Origin of the sequence: Agarivorans sp. TSD2052, assembly GCF_023238625.1 — a bacterium.
In the GTDB taxonomy this organism is placed as follows: domain Bacteria; phylum Pseudomonadota; class Gammaproteobacteria; order Enterobacterales; family Celerinatantimonadaceae; genus Agarivorans.
Genome location: NZ_CP096670.1, coordinates 1,045,264 through 1,061,356 on the forward strand (window position 1 = coordinate 1,045,264; position 16,093 = coordinate 1,061,356).

18 protein-coding genes are annotated in these 16,093 nt (G+C 44.4%); 10 read left to right on the forward strand and 8 right to left on the reverse strand.

Translation table 11 applies throughout. From position 1 onward, the window contains the following. Positions 1 to 10: 10 nt before the first annotated feature. Positions 11 to 604: a LemA family protein gene (locus tag M0C34_RS04710; protein WP_248714500.1), complete on the reverse strand. Its 594-nt coding sequence runs from the start codon at positions 602 to 604 to the stop codon at positions 11 to 13. Positions 605 to 849: 245 nt separating this feature from the next. Here M0C34_RS04710 and M0C34_RS04715 point away from each other — a divergent pair, with 245 nt between their 5' ends. Beyond that, positions 850 to 1,494, forward strand: coding sequence for a MarC family protein (locus tag M0C34_RS04715; protein ID WP_248714501.1), 645 nt, complete (start codon positions 850 to 852; stop codon positions 1,492 to 1,494). On the opposite strand, the gene M0C34_RS04720 is transcribed toward M0C34_RS04715, so the two are convergent. From M0C34_RS04720 to M0C34_RS04730, 3 genes are all read right to left on the reverse strand, one after another. Further along, a complete protein-coding gene (locus M0C34_RS04720) occupies positions 1,495 to 2,064 on the reverse strand; it encodes a hypothetical protein (protein WP_248714502.1) in 570 nt (189 codons plus the stop codon). A 9-nt stretch (positions 2,065 to 2,073) separates the two neighbouring features. After that, positions 2,074 to 2,961, reverse strand: coding sequence for a hypothetical protein (locus M0C34_RS04725; RefSeq protein WP_248714503.1), 888 nt, complete (start codon positions 2,959 to 2,961; stop codon positions 2,074 to 2,076). 162 nt (positions 2,962 to 3,123) lie between these two features. Next, on the reverse strand, positions 3,124 to 3,378 hold the full coding sequence (locus tag M0C34_RS04730) for a TIGR02647 family protein (protein WP_248714504.1): 255 nt from the start codon (positions 3,376 to 3,378) through the stop codon (positions 3,124 to 3,126). A gap of 208 nt (positions 3,379 to 3,586) precedes the next feature. Here M0C34_RS04730 and M0C34_RS04735 point away from each other — a divergent pair, with 208 nt between their 5' ends. Further along, entirely contained in the window at positions 3,587 to 4,180 is a 594-nt protein-coding gene (locus M0C34_RS04735) for a LysE family translocator (RefSeq protein ID WP_248714505.1), read from the forward strand. Positions 4,181 to 4,191: 11 nt separating this feature from the next. Then, positions 4,192 to 5,034, forward strand: a complete 843-nt coding sequence (locus M0C34_RS04740; protein WP_248714506.1) for a helix-turn-helix transcriptional regulator — start codon at positions 4,192 to 4,194, stop codon at positions 5,032 to 5,034. 8 nt (positions 5,035 to 5,042) lie between these two features. Here the strand turns inward: M0C34_RS04740 and M0C34_RS04745 are convergent, their stop codons facing one another. After that, on the reverse strand, positions 5,043 to 5,693 hold the full coding sequence (locus M0C34_RS04745) for a peroxiredoxin-like family protein (RefSeq protein WP_248714507.1): 651 nt from the start codon (positions 5,691 to 5,693) through the stop codon (positions 5,043 to 5,045). Between the two features lie 185 nt (positions 5,694 to 5,878). On the opposite strand from M0C34_RS04745, the gene M0C34_RS04750 reads away from it, so the two are divergent. Continuing rightward, positions 5,879 to 6,457: a TetR/AcrR family transcriptional regulator gene (locus M0C34_RS04750; protein WP_248714508.1), complete on the forward strand. Its 579-nt coding sequence runs from the start codon at positions 5,879 to 5,881 to the stop codon at positions 6,455 to 6,457. Positions 6,458 to 6,592: 135 nt separating this feature from the next. On the opposite strand, the gene M0C34_RS04755 is transcribed toward M0C34_RS04750, so the two are convergent. Together M0C34_RS04755 and M0C34_RS04760 are read right to left on the reverse strand one after the other, a co-directional pair. Next, on the reverse strand, positions 6,593 to 7,300 hold the full coding sequence (locus M0C34_RS04755) for an SDR family NAD(P)-dependent oxidoreductase (protein ID WP_248714509.1): 708 nt from the start codon (positions 7,298 to 7,300) through the stop codon (positions 6,593 to 6,595). Positions 7,301 to 7,466: 166 nt separating this feature from the next. Continuing rightward, on the reverse strand, positions 7,467 to 8,702 hold the full coding sequence (locus tag M0C34_RS04760; RefSeq protein WP_248714510.1) for an OmpP1/FadL family transporter: 1,236 nt from the start codon (positions 8,700 to 8,702) through the stop codon (positions 7,467 to 7,469). 502 nt (positions 8,703 to 9,204) lie between these two features. Between M0C34_RS04760 and M0C34_RS04765 the strand changes: the two genes are divergently transcribed. The 6 genes from M0C34_RS04765 to M0C34_RS04790 all read left to right on the forward strand — a co-directional run bounded on the left by M0C34_RS04765 (position 9,205) and on the right by M0C34_RS04790 (position 14,719). After that, the gene (locus M0C34_RS04765) at positions 9,205 to 9,579 is read left to right on the forward strand and encodes a hypothetical protein (RefSeq protein WP_248714511.1); all 375 of its coding nucleotides are present in this window, start codon (positions 9,205 to 9,207) and stop codon (positions 9,577 to 9,579) included. An 8-nt stretch (positions 9,580 to 9,587) separates the two neighbouring features. After that, positions 9,588 to 9,947 (forward strand): hypothetical protein, encoded by a 360-nt coding sequence (locus M0C34_RS04770; RefSeq protein ID WP_248714512.1) that lies wholly within the window; start codon positions 9,588 to 9,590, stop codon positions 9,945 to 9,947. Between the two features lie 2 nt (positions 9,948 to 9,949). Further along, complete coding sequence (gene gloA2 / locus M0C34_RS04775) at positions 9,950 to 10,333, forward strand: SMU1112c/YaeR family gloxylase I-like metalloprotein (protein ID WP_248714513.1); 384 nt, start codon at positions 9,950 to 9,952, stop codon at positions 10,331 to 10,333. Between the two features lie 133 nt (positions 10,334 to 10,466). Further along, positions 10,467 to 11,912, forward strand: a complete 1,446-nt coding sequence (gene phrB / locus M0C34_RS04780; protein ID WP_248714514.1) for a deoxyribodipyrimidine photo-lyase — start codon at positions 10,467 to 10,469, stop codon at positions 11,910 to 11,912. Between the two features lie 58 nt (positions 11,913 to 11,970). After that, positions 11,971 to 14,322 carry a heavy metal translocating P-type ATPase gene (locus M0C34_RS04785; protein ID WP_248714515.1) on the forward strand — a complete coding sequence of 784 codons (2,352 nt, stop codon included), beginning with the start codon at positions 11,971 to 11,973 and terminating at the stop codon, positions 14,320 to 14,322. Continuing rightward, positions 14,315 to 14,719, forward strand: a complete 405-nt coding sequence (locus M0C34_RS04790; protein ID WP_248714516.1) for a MerR family DNA-binding protein — start codon at positions 14,315 to 14,317, stop codon at positions 14,717 to 14,719. The genes M0C34_RS04785 and M0C34_RS04790 overlap by 8 nt, the downstream gene beginning before the upstream one ends. A gap of 63 nt (positions 14,720 to 14,782) precedes the next feature. On the opposite strand, the gene M0C34_RS04795 is transcribed toward M0C34_RS04790, so the two are convergent. After that, positions 14,783 to 15,970 (reverse strand): OmpP1/FadL family transporter, encoded by a 1,188-nt coding sequence (locus M0C34_RS04795; RefSeq protein ID WP_248714517.1) that lies wholly within the window; start codon positions 15,968 to 15,970, stop codon positions 14,783 to 14,785. Positions 15,971 to 16,093 lie beyond the last annotated feature (123 nt).

Consider the following 16,093-nt stretch of genomic DNA (forward strand, 5'->3'; position numbering starts at 1 on the left):
ACTCAGTTAATTAGAATGAAACTTTAGGCGCGCTTTGGATCTCTGCGCTATCAGCAAACTCTAATAAATTGGCGTCTTTTTTGTGGCCAAACTGGGCTGCAAAAAACACCGGTGGAAACGATTGGCGATATTCGTTGTATTCGGTCACTGAGTCGTTAAAGGCTTGACGAGAAAAGGCGACGCGATTTTCGGTGGTGGTGAGCTCTTCTGTTAGCTGCATCATGTTGTCACTGGCTTTTAAGTCAGGGTAGCTTTCCATCACTATATTCATTTTGCTCATAGCACCTTGCAGTAAACCCTCTGCACTGGCTAATTTGCTTAAGGTGGCACCACTTGGATCTTTTGCTGCGGCGCGCAATAGCGCACTGGCATCATTACGAGCGCTAATTACGGCTTCGAGGGTTTCTTTCTCATGGCTCATATAAGCTTTGGCTGTTTCGACAAGATTGGGAATAAGGTCGTAGCGACGTTTAAGCTGCACCTCTATCTGAGCAAAGGCATTCTGGTAGCGATTACGCAAACTCACTAAACGGTTATAAATTCCTACAACATAAAAAATAGTCGCGGCGATAATCACTAAAATGACAATTAATGATACATCCATGTCTCAAGTTCCCTAATTATTAAATACTTAATATCAGCATGATACGGATTTACTCTAAGATTGCTATGCGCCAGTTAGCAGATTAATGGCAAACAACAGTGATGTGAAAAGGCGAGGCATAAGGGGGATACAAGCGCAATATAGTTTGTTAATTCGGGGGGGTATAGGCTATTTCACGGCGAAAATGTAATGGTGGTGTTATGGTTGTTATTGTTAGTTGAAACTCTAGATAAGCGAGTTAGTCAATGCACGACCTTACAACCATGGCGGTAACCGTATTCATGGGCTTTTTTGCGATGATGAATCCGATTGCCAATACCGCAGTATTTGTTGGTATGACAGGTGAGCAAAGCGCAGCGCAGCGCAAAAGAACCGCGTTTAAAGCCTTAATAAGTGCCTTTTTTATCATCTCTGCCTTTTGCTTGTTAGGCAAAGCTATTTTTGAGCTATTTGGGATTACCTTACCCGCGCTGCGTTTAGCGGGCGGTATTTTGGTCTTTTTGGTGGGCTACCATATGCTGCAGGGGAGTAGCTCCAAATTGCACTCTCATATCCCGGGCGAAGTAGACGATGACGACGATAAAGACATTGCCATTTCTCCCTTAGCCTTACCCATATTAGCGGGCCCAGGCACCATTGCCACGGCCATGAACTATTCGGCTTCAGGTGAAGTGCTCAACATCATCGTTACCATGTGTGCGTTTGCCCTACTGTGTGTTATTACGTTTGTTTGCTTTTTGTTTGGACCAAAGCTAATCGATAAAGTTGGCGCAAGTGGTATCAACATTACCACCCGTTTAATGGGCTTAATTCTAACGGTAATTGGCATGCAAATGTTGATACAAGGGGTACATGATGCGTTTACTTTGTTTCAACATAGCGCGGTTTAGTTATTGGGGGCGCGTTAATGCTTTGTTGCGCATAGCGATAAGCTCAGCAATTTTTGCAGGCTCGTCTGGATAACCATACATAGCGATTTTGTCCACCTCAGGATCGTTACATAGGCTAAAGTCTTTCACCCATGCATCAATGCTTACCGAGTTCATTAATAAGGTAAATGGTGGGCATGCTTGGTAGCTTTTTTGCTCTGCTAGGCTTTCCATATGCGACCTTTCTATATGCCTCCCTGGGAAAATGAACAAAAAGCCTATGATTGCAGCTGTAGCAAAAGCTTTTGTTGAGTAATGTTCTGATGATCGAGGCGGCTTTCCTTTATTAAGACAAATTAACTGCCACAGCATGAACATAGCTCCAGATAGAGCGATAATTCCCCCCGCGATAAACGTACTATATTCAATATTTATGTATATAACAGGGTAGTTGGCAGCCAATTGGAAATCTAAACGACCAAATCTACCCAAAATCTCCTTATCGAATAACGATTCAAATGGGGGGATTAATAATATGCAGAAAAAAACTAGACCGATTAAAGACTTTTTTATAGTCATTGGTTTTGTCATTTTTTAGGCCTAAAAGAATTGGTAAGTTGAATGGTTCATGCTAGTTACAGCTTTGATTTGGTCTATTCTTCGTTTTAATAATTGCATATCTCGCTCAACTGATACTTGTGCAGACTGGTTGAGGCTTTCAACTAATCTTTCTTTAATTCTATAATGCGACTCATAATTATTTAGTTCCCCTTGCACGTAAAATGCTACAGCGAATCCAGCTAAAACTGGAACAACCACCACACTGATTGATGAGATAGCTAATGTTCCTACTACGTAGCCGAAGACTGCAGCTACAGAAGCAATCGTTATATCGGTCGCTACATCAACTACCCAATTGGTTATCAAATAGTCTTTTTTAAGTACCAATTCTAGCGTGTGGTGTGATACTGAAAACACCACAGTGATTAATACTCCGCCACGAGCGGATGCTTTTAGCCCTTGTTGACCTATGCCTAAAGTCAACATTTTAGTATTAGTAGATAGGTAGCGGGTGCCTTTAATTACTGTTCTTAGCTTGTGGTTCCCCTTAAAGCTAATGTAGCTTTTAGCACCTTTTTGAGTGATTTCGTATTTACCTAATATGCTACCCCCTCGATGCATGTCTAGGGCTAAAATACCCATCGTCTTTACATCAATAACTTGCCCGCCAAATTGGTTCACCAAGCTTAGCGAGGTGACAAGTACATTTTGTGCGAGTTCAGGTAAACCTAAACCTTCCAATTTTTGACTTATTGCACTTTGGGCAAATCCTTGGCTCTTTTGTTTGGCGACCCATAGTGAGAAAAGCTCAGGCCCATGCAATATATACAAATCAGCTTCAGGCATTGCTGAGGCTTTTAATTCTGTTAGGCATTTATCTCTTGTTTGCTTATGGCGTTGTGATAAACACTGAAAATTATTTTTCACCAGGGAATTCTCTCCTTGTTTATGTTGATAGGATTGTAATTACCAATAATGATAAAGCAAACAATAGAGGGGGCTATATCGGAGGTTTTACTGCGCTTATAAAAATGGCGGTAAAAAAAACCAAGTGGCTAGCACTTGGTTAGTGAATAACAAATCCGGTTATTAAGCGGCTACGTGTTCCGATTTTGTTGAAAGAATGGCTAATAATTTTTGCGCGTGTTCGGCGACTTCGATGCCTAAATCGGTGAGGTAACCACCGTCAGGGAGTGTGCTTAGCCCTTTGTCGAATAAGCTTTGTGCAGCGGCAATGATCTCAGGGGCTGCATCGTGGTGAACCTTAATCCCTGTTTGTAAACTACTCATATCAAATTGCAGCAGTAAATTGAGCTCGGCGATGTTATTGGGAATAAATTTCATTGTGCCTTCCTATATATTTTTGTTACCCCACATTAGAAAGCCCATAGCTATTGCGCAAGTCATCAGCTTGAGAAGTGATACCTAGCGCAACGTTTTCTTTATCTGATTTGTAGGACAAGGAACTCTCAATGATTTCGCGCAATTTTGTTCAATAAAATTTGCGACCTAGCGCATATAGTTAGATTTTCTGCAGAACAAGGACATCGTGGTGAGCCTGTTTATATCAATGTTTGTATTTGCCTTAATTGGCGCAATATCGCCAGGGCCGGTTAACATCATCGCGACGGGGGCGGGCGCGAGCTTTGGCTTTCGGCTGGCCTTACCTCATGTTATTGGGGCCAGCGTAGGCTACTGCTTAGTGGTATTTATTGTGGGGGTAGGGCTAAATGAGATGGTGCAGTTGTTGCCAAAGCTAAGTGATATTCTTCAGTATTTTGGGGCGGCCTTCTTGTTGTATATGGCTTTTAAAATAGCCGTAGCGCCAGTTAATCAGCAGCTGACGAAGGCTTTGGCAACACCTCCAAATTTCCTGCAGGGAACGTTAGCGCAAGGGCTAAACCCCAAAGCGTGGATGGTGGCGATGTCGGGAGTAAGTTTATTTGTTTCTCCGCACCCATCAACACAGTATTATTTGTTGGTTTTCTGTACTATTTCGTTACTGGTTTGCTTTATTGGTGTGGGCGTATGGGCTGCCATAGGCACATTTATTTCGCGCTATCTTCGTTCACCCGCTAGGATGCGCCGCTTTAATCATTTAATGGCCTTGTTGCTAGCGGGCTCAGTGGTTTCGTTGTTTGTTTAGCCAAGTGTTTAATGGTTTTTTATGAGGACGGTAATGTGCATACTCAAGCCAAGGTGTTACTGAAAAGAAGTGCTAGTTTGCCTTTTGTTGAACTACGCCAAGCTGTGCATTCTGAAGCGTGTTACCACAGCCATTCTCATGATGAGTTTTCTTTTGGGCTTATTGACACAGGTGAAGCGGTGTATAAGAACATGCAACGGCACAATAGCATTAGTGCCGGCCACTGCGTGACCATTAACCCAGGAGACGTACATTCATGTAACCCTAAGCAAGGTGCTTGGTCTTATCGGATGCTGTTCGTAGATACCGCGTGGCTTGGTCAGCTACAACAAGAGATGCTGGCAAAACCGGCGAGTGATTATCGGCCATTTACCCACCAGTACTTAGATTGTTCTAGTACGTTTTCTTTATTAGATAAGTTGTTTTCTGCCGTCCACTTAGATCAAAGCAGCTTGCAGCAAGAGAGTTTATTGGTCAGTTTTTGCGAGCAACAATTTGGTCAACCACAGAACTTGCGTGCTGATGTAGCGTGTTTGGCTAAGCCACAAATAAAGCGAGTGCAAGAGTGTATTCAAGATCAGCTGGCTATGCCCTTAAGTTTGACTGAACTTGCAGACGTCGCAGGTTTAAGCCGTTACCACCTAGTGAGAAGCTTCAAGCGAATCTACGGTTTGTCGCCGCATGCTTTTCAACTTAATCAACGTATCAATCGGGCTAAAGCCTTGTTAAGAGATGGCGATAGTATTGCAAATACGGCTTTGGCGTTAGGTTTTGCTGACCAGAGCCATTTTCAACGTAATTTTAAGAAGCGCTTAGCACTAACGCCAAGGCAGTACCAAGGCTTCTTTGTATAGCTTAAAGCTTAGTTATTTAAAGACTTTAGTACTGGTAACAAATCACTAGGCTCTTGGCGTTTGGTGTAATCTGCGTCAATAAAGGCGCTGGCGATAGTACCGTCTTGAGCGACTACATAGGTTACGGCTAGCGGCAAGCCAAATTGACCTTCACCATTGTGCTGCTCTACCTCAATACCAAAAGAAGAATAGATAGGGCGCAACTCCTCGGGTAAGGCAAATACAATATCTAAACTTTTTGCATAGTCTGCATTTGTGTCTGTTAATACCTGAAACTGTAATTCGTTCTTCTCGGTAGTGCTTAGTGAGGCGTCGGGTAACTCGGGAGTTATTGCCACTAAGTTAGCGCCTAAGGCTTTTATTTCCGGCAATATTTGCTGGTATGCACGCAGCTCTAAATTGCAATATGGACACCAACCGCCGCGGTAAAAAGTGATGATAAGCGGGCCTTTGGCTAACAAGCTGCTCAGTGACACCTGTTCACCGGTTTGGTTAGCTAGGGTAAAGTTAGGTAACACTTGGCCTGCTTGCGGTGCCTTTTTCGCTATTTCGCTTTCTGCTAAATTTTTAGTGGCTTGTTTCATTAGCTTTTGTACATCTAATGGCGCTTTTTGGACAAATGAAGCGATGTAATCGGCGATTTCTGTTTGCAAACTCATGACTATTCCTTTGGTTGTATGTTGAATACATTTCTTGAATGTTCGTTCAAGTTGGGTGTATTCAAACAGTTTTTGAATGTTCATTCAAGTTAATTTTGAACAAACATTCAAAAAGCTGTCTAATCGTTGTAAGCAAGGTATAATGCGGGTGTTAAACGCTAGAGAAGAAGGTAACGAGAATTCCCATGGCAAAGGTGCAATTTCAACGAGAACAGGTATTAGAGCAGTCGACCAAATTATTTTGGCGTGTAGGTTATCACGCTGCGTCAATGCAACAGGTGTTTCAACAGACTGGTTTAAAACCGGGCAGTGTTTACTTGGCCTTTGGCAATAAACAAGCCTTGTTTAAAGAGTCTTTGGCGCATTATGCGCACACCACTCGACAGGGTATCCAGCAATGCTTAAGCGCTGCTAGTAGCATTGAGCTAGGTATATGCCAAATTCTCGATACTATGTTGCAGCAGTCGCTTAATAGTGATTATTGCAGCTGTTTTTTAGTGAAGAGCCAGTTGGAGTTTAGCAATGAGCCTGAACTACAAGGTTATGTGAGTGAGCAACTGCAGCAAATTGAAGCCTTGTATGCTGAGTTTTTAATGTCGCTTTATGATGAACCCGAAGCAAAAGCCAAGGCGTGCAGCTTAATGCTACATATTTTTGGTATTCGGGTGTACAGCTACCACAACACTGGGGTTCAGCAAATGCGTCAAGCTGTAGAGGAGGGCTTATCGTGGCTACCTTGGCACAGTTTTAATACCCAGCATTAAGGCTGTCTCCTATTCAGTGGTCAGCTTTATTGGGGCTTAAATAGAGCCTAAGCGCTAGTCCAACGTGTCATTTGTACACCCTGTTGATGTCAGTTTTGGCTTGTGTTCATGGGTAATAATATGCGTATTCCTTTGCTACCACGCTATTTGTGTGCCATCCCAAGCCCAAAATTGTCCAGTGTGTTCGCTGGTTAACGTTGTTATTTTTTTCAATAAATAAGCGGCACTTTGTTCGCTGCTGAGTAGCTTAACCGCCGGAACATTTCGCTGAAATGGCTTCGATAACTCGGTGTTGGTAGTACCAGGATGCCAAGCGAGCACACATATTTTGGGATGGCTACGTTGCCACTCTATCGCAATGTTCTTCAACACCATATTCAGCGCCGCCTTTGAACTGCGGTAACTGTGCCAACCGCCTAAGCGGTTATCGGCAATGGAGCCTACTTTGGCAGAGATACTCACAAATACACCTGTTGTACTGGCTTTTATGGCGCTTGCTGCGTATTTGGCTAACATAAGGCTGGGCAAAGCATTGAGCTGCATACTTAACATGAAGTTGTCTGCTTGGCATTGGGCCAGGCTTTTTTCGGGCTTAAGTGTTGATGAGTGTAAAACCCCTACGCAGTTGATCAACCAATCTAGTTTATCTATTTGACTAAATAGTTGGGCAATACTCTGCTCGTTGCTTATATCAAGCGGTTGCCAATTAAGTTTAGGGTGTTGGAAGTGTTGAGGATTGACATGCCAAGTGGCAATGACTTGTTGTATATCTGATCGTTGGCAAAGTTGCTTGACTAACGCTAGGCCAATGCCACCGCTACCACCTACCACTAATACCTTCATTAAATGTACCCTGTTTGTCACTGTCGTTAATAGCTATACGCATAAACAGAGTCTGAAGTTTGCTGGCTGTGACAAGCATTAAGCAAAATAATGAGTGGGGTGAAGCAGAAGAGAACAGGAGGGAGTAATAAAAGTGGCAAGCTGCAGGCTTGCCACTTAAGCCGGCTTAGAACAAGTGGCTGTATTGCATAGAGTAGTAAATAGCATCTGAGCGAGTGTGGCCAACTACTTCACCAATTCCTGGAATACCACTCATTTCGCGTACTTCAACGTCTTCACCACGAACAAAGGCTAGGCCAAAGTCGATAGTCGCGTTTTTGTTTAAGTGGTAGCTTGCGCCTGCGGTGTACCAGTTACGATCTGAGTCTGGAATAGACAGTGAGCTAATCTCATCAACTACACCCTTGTCGTGCATGTAACCGGCACGGGCTGTCCAGGTATCGTTAATTTGGTAAGTACCACCAACACTAAACAACCATGAGTTTTGCCATTGGTAGCTTTTAACCGTAGCGTCTGGTGCTGAACCGGTAACGGTAATATGTTCAAAATCACCCCAGCTAGTATGTTGCGCAGTGTAGTGAACCGCCCATTTAGGGCTGAGCTCATGGTAACCAGCAACTTGGAAAATGTTGGGAAGTGGAATGTGAATTTCGTCGTAGGCTTGGCCTTGATACTCTACTTTTCCGTCAGCCTTAAAAGTCGGGCTCATGCGGTAGCTGATACCTAAGCGGTTTTTATCATTGATTTCGTAAGTGGCACCAACAATGCCGCCTAGGGCCCAACCGTCAGCTTCAACATCAACTAGCGTAGTCTCACTAAGTGGGTTGTCAGTAATTTGCCCATTACGTTTGAGTGTGCCTTCACCGTAAATCAGATCTAAACCCGCACCAATACTAAATTGTTGGTTAATGCGGTAAGACAGGCTTAGGTTAAGGTTAGAGGTAACGATTTCGGTTTTACCAAATAGGTCTACTGGGGTAATTGGTTTGCCGCTGTTATTTAGTGAGCTAATATCGGTACCCGTACCAAAGTTACTAAAGGCTGCCACACCCACCGCAAAGGCGTCGTTAATGGGGTGAATATAGTAGATGTTAGGAATGACTTTATTGTCGGCTGCGTCTGGTTCGCTTCCGTAGTCAATTGGACCGTAACTTACATCCTTAATGGTCACATCTACTTCAGCATAGGTTAAACCCAGCGATAAGGCTTTACGATCAAACATCGCCATGGCGGCAGGGTTACGTGACAATACCGAGGCATTATCAGCAATGACTGCATCACCAGAAAAAGCGCGGCCGATACCGGTTGCTGATTGGCTATTAAGTTGGAAGCCAGCCGCTAGGCTTTGGCCAGTGACTAGCGAAATGCTAAGGGCAAGTAGACTTAATTTACGTTTATTCATAACTGCTGGTCTCTAATATAGTTGCTTTCAGTCCGCTGGGCGTAACTGTATTGTTTTATTTTTGTAATAATCGAGGGCATCTTAGGTAACTGATCGGTCCTCTACAACTCCGACCAGAGCGAATATTCTAATATGAAAACTGTTAGTCGCAGTTAACTTGTGGCTGTTAAGCTAGATAAAACCTGAGTTTTCAGCTAATTATTTGGTTACTATTTGTTAACAAAAATGCAAACTAAGAGCGTTGTAGTAATTTGCTAAACTTTGATCTAGTAAGCAAAATCGCGAATTAACGCACCGAGCTTCGCTAAGGCTGACTGGCTCGTTATCGCATTAAATCAGCTATCTATTTGAGCCAGTTTATTGCTATTTTGTTATTGATTAATGGAGTGGCCGATCATGTTTTATCAATGGTGCGGTTCCTAAGTGATAGTGTTTTTTGGGGTGTTTTATTGATAATTTTTGCTGCTTAAGCGGGTTCGTTCATCGATGTAGGCGCTCAGTGATGCGCAAACAATACGGTTGTGCTTTGGGTATTTTGCTGGGGACGCTGATTAATGTTGCCTGTGCAGAACAAAGCCAGACCTTTCACGGTCATTTTGTCTGGGGGCATGAGGTGAGAGAATTCAGCCCCTGCAATGGCGAGACTGTTTGGTGGCAAGGCGACTCCGGTTTAGTCGATGAGTTAGTCGATTACTATCAAGCAAATACTTCAAGCCCTTATCAAGCCATTTATGTGAGTTGGCGGGGGCAGTTATTACCTGCTGCTAAAGACGGTTTTGCGGCTGACTATCCAGCGGTATTGCAAGTGACCGAAGTGCTTAAATGGCAGCTTGCTATTCCGCCCAGCTGCAAAGCGGGTATCACTCCATCAAGTTAAGGATGACGATGACGTCTATTTTGAAATGCTTATTTAGCCTTGTTACTGTGGCCGCGAGCCTTTCTAGTTTACTGGCGTTTGGTGTTAGCTGGTGGCCGCTATTGTTTATTGGCTTAGCCTTGTTTGTTGCTGCCTCAGTTTATTTTCAAAGCATTGATTATATTGCTATTTTATTGGCTAGAGTTGGCGGCGTATTAGCGCTGCTGGGCTTGGCCTTATTGATGCTTGCGGCCACTGTTGGTGGTTCGTTTCATTTATCTCCAAGCAATTGGTTAATGGCTGGCATGATGCTACTTATGGCTCTATTCGGCTTGAGTGGTTTTTTCTGGGGGGCTCGGGCTGCTGAAGCCATTTCTGATAAGGATTAACGATGTTGAAAGCGATTCACCATGTGGCGATTATTTGTGCTGATTATGCTCGTGCGAAATATTTTTACACTGAAATATTGGGCTTAACGATTGTGGCTGAGCATTATCGTCAGCAGCGAAATTCATACAAATTGGATTTAGCTTTGCCTAATGGTGAACAAATAGAATTGTTTTCTTTTGCCGAGGCTCCGCCTAGGCCTAGTTACCCTGAGGCACAAGGCTTACGCCATTTGGCTTTTGCTGTCGATGATATACAGCGGGTAGTGGCGTATTTAACGGGCAAGGGCATAGCGGTAGAGCCCATTCGGGTAGACCCTTATACCGGTAAACAATTCACTTTTTTCAATGACCCTGACGGTTTGCCCTTAGAGTTGTATCAGTTATAGCTGTGTCTTGCTTTGGGCCTCTGTTACCGCCTTATGGGCTGTCCTTGTTACAATAGTCGCTCTTAATTTATTGATCCTTAACTTATTTTTTAACGTAGGCATAGGAATATAATAAGGTAGTAAAGGTTTTTTGATGAGCAAGCAATTAGTATGGTTTCGAAATGATTTACGAACTAAAGACAACCAGGCCTTAACTACCGCAGTCGCTAGCGGTAAGCCGGTATTAGCGGTTTATCTTGTGTGCCGACATCAATGGAAACAACATCATTTAGCCCCCATTCAAGCTGATTTAATCATGCGTCGTTTGGCGCAACTTCAGCAAGATTTAGCCTTACTCAATATCCCATTATTGGTGGTTGAAATTGACAGTTTCAATCATGTGCCGCGGTGTTTAACCGAGCTTTGCCAGCAATACCAAATTAGCGATGTACACTGTCATTACCAATACGAACTTAATGAGCAGCAGCGCGACAATGCGGTATTGAGTGCCTTAAGTTCTAACAACGTGAGTTTGCTGCAATATCATGGTGAATGTGTCATGCCGCCGGGCAGTGTGCTGACTAAAAACCGAGAAAATTTTAAGGTATTCACTCCCTTTCGAAAAACGTGGGTGTCAGGCTTAACAGAACGAGAATTTAGTCCCATTGCTGCGCCTGCAGCGATTGATCAAGCGCTCCTTCCTGAAGCATTTTTAGCATTGTTGAAAAACAACTCGCCACTACCTTGTTCCTATGATCGAGCTGATAGCAGCAAATGGACTTGTGATGACCCCTCGATTATTCAACAGTTACGTGATTTTAGCGCCAGTAAAGCGGCCGATTATAAGCAAGATCGTGATTTCCCAGCCTTGGCTGCTACCAGTAACTTGTCCGCCTATTTAGCCTTGGGGATGTTGTCTCCACGCCAATGTTTAGCGCGGATTTATCTCGACCATCCTCACTGCTTAGACGCGCAAGAAGGAGGAGCGTTTACTTGGTTAAGTGAAATTGTTTGGCGAGAGTTTTATCGCCACTTAATTGCGGTCAATCCCAGGTTATGTAAAGGCGAGGCCTTTTTGGCGTGGACTCAATCTATTGCTTGGCAACAAGACCTTCATCTATTACAAGCATGGCAACAAGGGCAAACGGGATACCCTATTATCGATGCGGCGATGCGCCAACTTAAATATACCGGTTGGATGCATAACCGCCTGCGTATGATTGTGGCCAGTTTTTTAACTAAAGATCTGTTGATTGATTGGCGCGAAGGCGAGCGCTGGTTTATGCAGCATTTAATTGATGGTGATTTTGCTTCCAACAACGGAGGATGGCAGTGGGCCGCATCAACAGGCACCGACGCTCAGCCTTATTTTCGTATATTTAACCCCACCACTCAGGCGCAACGTTTTGACCCCAATGGCGATTTTGTTCGCCATTGGGTTCCTGAGCTTAGCGACATTCCCGGTAAAAAAGTCCATCAACCGCATAGTTGGGCTGAAAAAAATGGGCACAGATTGGCTTATCCACTGCCGATAGTGGATCACGCGATTCAGCGTAAATTAGCATTGAGCTTGTTTGAACAGGCTAAAAAAAGTACTTGACCCTCCAGTTATAGGAGACTTTACACTATACTCTGCATGCTGACTGGTGGAGTAAGTGATGAGCATTACATTGGAGTTTCCTTTACAAGGGTTGCGCTGTGCTTCTTGTGTATCAAAAGTAGACGCTATCTTAAAACAACAAACCGCAGTGTTAGATAGCTCGGTAAACTTAGCCTTAAACAAGGTGCGCTTATCCACCAATCAAAGCGGGGTGCTGATTGCACTGCGGCAGCAGCTTAGCGATGCTGGCTTTGAGATACCCTTTGAGCAGCATACGCTGAAAATAGAAGGGCTAAATTGTGCCAGCTGTGTGGCCAAACTTGAAACGGCACTGAACAAACTAGATGGCGTTGACAAGGTTGCGGTTAACCTAGCGCTCAATCAGCTCAGTGTTGAAGTCCTTCCTGATGCGCAGTATTTGGCAGCAGTGAAACAAGCGGTTGAACGCTGTGGTTTTAAAGTGGCTATGCAAAGCGAAAACATACCCAAAGCTCATGCCAAGGCCTTGCCTTGGCGGCTAATCACCAGCCTTTTTTTGTCTATCCCACTAGTATTACCGATGTTGTTTAGCCAACTACATTTGCCAGCTGTATGGCAGTGGTTATTGGCTACGCCGGTACAGTTTTGGCTTGCTGCCCCTTTTTACCGGGGAGCTTGGCTAGCGCTAAAACATCGCACCAGCACCATGGATACCTTAGTGGTGATGGGAACATCCACCGCTTATTTGTACAGCCTGTATTTGTGGTTAAGTGGGGCGGGGGGGCATCTTTATTTTGAAGCCGCCGCAGTGATCATTAGTTTAGTATTGGTGGGTAAACACTTAGAGCAAAACGCCAAGCAGCAAGCCGCTAAAAATATTGCAGAACTGGTGAATTTAAGCCCTAAACTCGCTTCTCGAATTAACGCTCAAGGTATCGCCGAGTCAATAGCCGTAGAGCGTTTAGCGCTAGGTGATCGATTATTGATTAAGCCTGGTGAAGTACTACCCGCTGATGGACAGGTGCACTGGGGAAGCAGTGAAGTGTCTGAAGCGGTGATCACTGGTGAAAGCAAACCCTTAACCAAGCAAGTAGGCGATAAAGTCTTGGCTGGCAGTTTGAATGGCTCAGGTTTATTGCAAGTCACTGTGAGCGCCGAAAATAAAGACAGTACCCTTAATAAAATCATTCAATTGGTCAACGAGGCGCAATCAGGTAAAGCGCCTATTCAAGGTTTGGTTGATAAAATAAGCCATTATTTTGTGCCGAGTATTTTGTTGATAGCCTTAAGCACGTTAGTGGTGTGGAGTATGCTGGGTGACTTTGCGCAAGGGATCGTGGCGGCGGTATCGGTATTGGTCATTGCTTGCCCTTGTGCTTTGGGCTTAGCGACGCCCACGGCATTAGTGGCGGGCACGGGAAGGGGCGCAAAGCTGGGTATTTTGTATCGCAATATCGAAGCCTTAGAGCGCAGTCATCAAGTAACCAAAGTGGTGCTGGATAAAACAGGAACCCTTACTCAAGGCAAACCGAAACTGGTGAATATTCATAACGATAGTGCCCTGAGTGACGCGCAGTTGTTAGTGTTATGTGCTAGTGCTCAGCAGGGCAGTCAGCACCCTTTAGCCTCGGCAATGTTAGCCAAGGTCGACCCCGCTAAGCTATTACCTTTAGACCATTTTAATAGTTATCCTGGGGCAGGCATTGAAGCGCAAATCAGTGGTGAGCACGCAGGTTTACTATTTATCGGAAACCAAGGCTTTATCGAGCAGCAAGACTTAGCGTTGAGTGAGCCGCAGTTGCAACTAGCTAAACAATGGCAACAACATGGTTTAACGGTTGTGTTTGTGGCGAAACCTGAAGCGGTCTTGGCGGTACTTGGTCTGGCTGATGTTGAGCGAGCCAATGCAAAAGCTACCGTAAAAGCCTTGCATCGATTAAAACTTGAAGTACATATGCTTAGTGGCGATGCCGAGGGCGTGACAGAAGACTTCGCCAATAAAATGGGGATTAGCGACTGGCAAGCTGAGTTACTCCCTGAACACAAGTTACAGCACGTTAAGCAGCTGCAAGGCAGCGGTGTGGTGATGATGGTCGGTGATGGTGTCAATGATGCGCCAGCCCTTGCGCAGGCTGATGTTGGTATCGCAATGGGCGGCGGAAGTGATATAGCCTTAAACAGCGCCGATGTAGTATTGATGCGTGATGATCCTTTGCTGATAGCGCAGGCGATTGCGCTAGCCAAGCGCACTTGGCAAACACTACAACAAAATTTGTTTTGGGCTTTTGTGTATAACCTGATAGGGGTGCCAATTGCGGCCATGGGCTTACTTAATCCCGCACTGGCCGGGGCTGCAATGGCTTTGAGCTCGGCCTGTGTAGTTAGTAATGCTGTACGTTTAAACTACTGGCAAGGGGAGCGTGATGTATAAAATTGGTGAAATGGCAAAGCGTTGTGGTTTGTCGGTAAAAACCGTGCGTTACTACCATGACATTGGTTTAGTCGAAGCCCTTAAGGCAGATAATGGCTACCGCTATTATCGCGCCGAGCAGATTGCCCATTTGCAATTTCTTGCCAATTGTCGGCAGTTAGGGTTTGGCCTACCCCAAAGCAAGCAGCTGTTGTCGTTGTATGTTGATAAACAAAGAAGTGCCGGAGAAGTAAAAAAGATTGCTCAGCAACATTTACTGGAAATAGAGCAGCGTATTGAACAATTACAGCAATTGCACCACAGTTTGGCGGTGGTGGTGGAGTGTTGTCAAGGTGGCCAACGGCCAGATTGTCCAATTATCGAAGGCTTAGCCAGTGGTCAAGGCTTAGAAAAATAGTCTTAACATGCGGGCTTAGATGAAACCTAGGGTAAGCGAGGGTTATCCTAGGTTTCATTATAGTTAGAAGCTCACCGCAAAGCCTAGGAAATGAAGATACATATCAAAATGACCATGTAGGTTGTTGCCTGGTAATAGTTGGTTGTCTTGGTTAATACCCGGGGTTCCTGCGTCAGAGTATTCGTAAAACAAGTCCACGGGCACTTGATTGATAGTCGTCCTCAGACCTACAGAATAACGAATTTGGCGATCTACTGGTAGATCTGGTGATTGAAATTGCGCTTCATCTAACGGTGACGTTTCGTAAGAAACGCCTAGCTTTAAGCGCCAGTTATCGTTGATTTGATAGTCTGTACCTAGTGCTAATGCCCAAGTATCTTGCCAGTTTCTGGCGATGCTTTGATCAGAAGAAGCGATGATGATCTCGGTAGTGTAGAAATCACTCCACTGGTACCAAGATAGGGTGCTAAATACTCCCCATTGCGAATTAAGCTGATGGCTTAGATCTGCACGAGCAAAAGCAACGGCATCGATTCTCATTGAATAGTCGGCGACTTGATTGAGGTAACTCACACTGTCGTTAAATTGATGCTCTAACTTAGAGCGATAGCTTAAGCCTGCTATTGTGTCTTGGTTAAATTGATAGACTGCACCTAAATTGTAACCTAATGCCCAATCACTAGTGGGGGTCATTGCTAAGGGTTGCCCTATCAATTGAGTACTCATATCTACCGATGCGTAGTTGACCTGCATACCGGCAGCAAGTGATAGCTGATTATTAATTTTGTAACTCACTGAGGGGTTAATTTGAAATGTTATTAAGCTTGTATCTACCACTTGAGTAGAGCCTTTCCAGCCCGAACCATAGTCTAATGCGGCACCGCCAATGGTCGTAATTGCTATGCCTGCAGCCCACTGTTCATTTAAGGTTTTATTATAAAATAAGCCGACAGCGCCTAGCCATCCACCAGAGTCCCTAGAGTTATCTGATGCGTTTTGGCTATCATAATAGGTATTAGATAGATTTAAGGCTAAGCCATTCACGGTAAATAGATCTTGTTCCATAAAGGACATAATGGCAGGGTTGGACCAAATAGCCGCCGCCGAATCTCGGTAGACACCATCACCCGCGCCGGCGGTGCCTAAGTTGGCATATGCTGCCTGAGGTAGGTGAAAGCCGCCAGCAAAAAGATTCGCTGAAAAGCCGTTTAGCATTAAGCCAAACAGCACTATTTGGATAGTTTGTTTCATGAAATAGCCTTTACAATCGATAGTAATTTTGAAGTGCGCGGGGAGTGTAAAGGAATGAGATTTAGCAGTGCTTATTTATCACACAATGTATCAATAAATGGTAAAAAGTGATTTAAGTTGTCT

What these genes read in the sequence shown, in the direction of transcription:
- M0C34_RS04760 (WP_248714510.1), bottom strand. Translation starts at nt 8,702, where the DNA reads ATGAATAAACGTAAATTAAGTCTACTTGCCCTTAGCATTTCGCTAGTC.
- M0C34_RS04730 (WP_248714504.1), bottom strand. Translation starts at nt 3,378, where the DNA reads ATGAAATTTATTCCCAATAACATCGCCGAGCTCAATTTACTGCTGCAA.
- M0C34_RS04720 (WP_248714502.1), bottom strand. Translation starts at nt 2,064, where the DNA reads ATGACAAAACCAATGACTATAAAAAAGTCTTTAATCGGTCTAGTTTTT.
- M0C34_RS04795 (WP_248714517.1), bottom strand. Translation starts at nt 15,970, where the DNA reads ATGAAACAAACTATCCAAATAGTGCTGTTTGGCTTAATGCTAAACGGC.
- gloA2 (WP_248714513.1), top strand. Translation starts at nt 9,950, where the DNA reads ATGTTGAAAGCGATTCACCATGTGGCGATTATTTGTGCTGATTATGCT.
- M0C34_RS04710 (WP_248714500.1), bottom strand. Translation starts at nt 604, where the DNA reads ATGGATGTATCATTAATTGTCATTTTAGTGATTATCGCCGCGACTATT.
- M0C34_RS04785 (WP_248714515.1), top strand. Translation starts at nt 11,971, where the DNA reads ATGAGCATTACATTGGAGTTTCCTTTACAAGGGTTGCGCTGTGCTTCT.
- M0C34_RS04715 (WP_248714501.1), top strand. Translation starts at nt 850, where the DNA reads ATGCACGACCTTACAACCATGGCGGTAACCGTATTCATGGGCTTTTTT.
- M0C34_RS04740 (WP_248714506.1), top strand. Translation starts at nt 4,192, where the DNA reads ATGGTTTTTTATGAGGACGGTAATGTGCATACTCAAGCCAAGGTGTTA.
- phrB (WP_248714514.1), top strand. Translation starts at nt 10,467, where the DNA reads ATGAGCAAGCAATTAGTATGGTTTCGAAATGATTTACGAACTAAAGAC.
- M0C34_RS04755 (WP_248714509.1), bottom strand. Translation starts at nt 7,300, where the DNA reads ATGAAGGTATTAGTGGTAGGTGGTAGCGGTGGCATTGGCCTAGCGTTA.
- M0C34_RS04790 (WP_248714516.1), top strand. Translation starts at nt 14,315, where the DNA reads ATGTATAAAATTGGTGAAATGGCAAAGCGTTGTGGTTTGTCGGTAAAA.
- M0C34_RS04765 (WP_248714511.1), top strand. Translation starts at nt 9,205, where the DNA reads ATGCGCAAACAATACGGTTGTGCTTTGGGTATTTTGCTGGGGACGCTG.
- M0C34_RS04770 (WP_248714512.1), top strand. Translation starts at nt 9,588, where the DNA reads ATGACGTCTATTTTGAAATGCTTATTTAGCCTTGTTACTGTGGCCGCG.
- M0C34_RS04745 (WP_248714507.1), bottom strand. Translation starts at nt 5,693, where the DNA reads ATGAGTTTGCAAACAGAAATCGCCGATTACATCGCTTCATTTGTCCAA.
- M0C34_RS04750 (WP_248714508.1), top strand. Translation starts at nt 5,879, where the DNA reads ATGGCAAAGGTGCAATTTCAACGAGAACAGGTATTAGAGCAGTCGACC.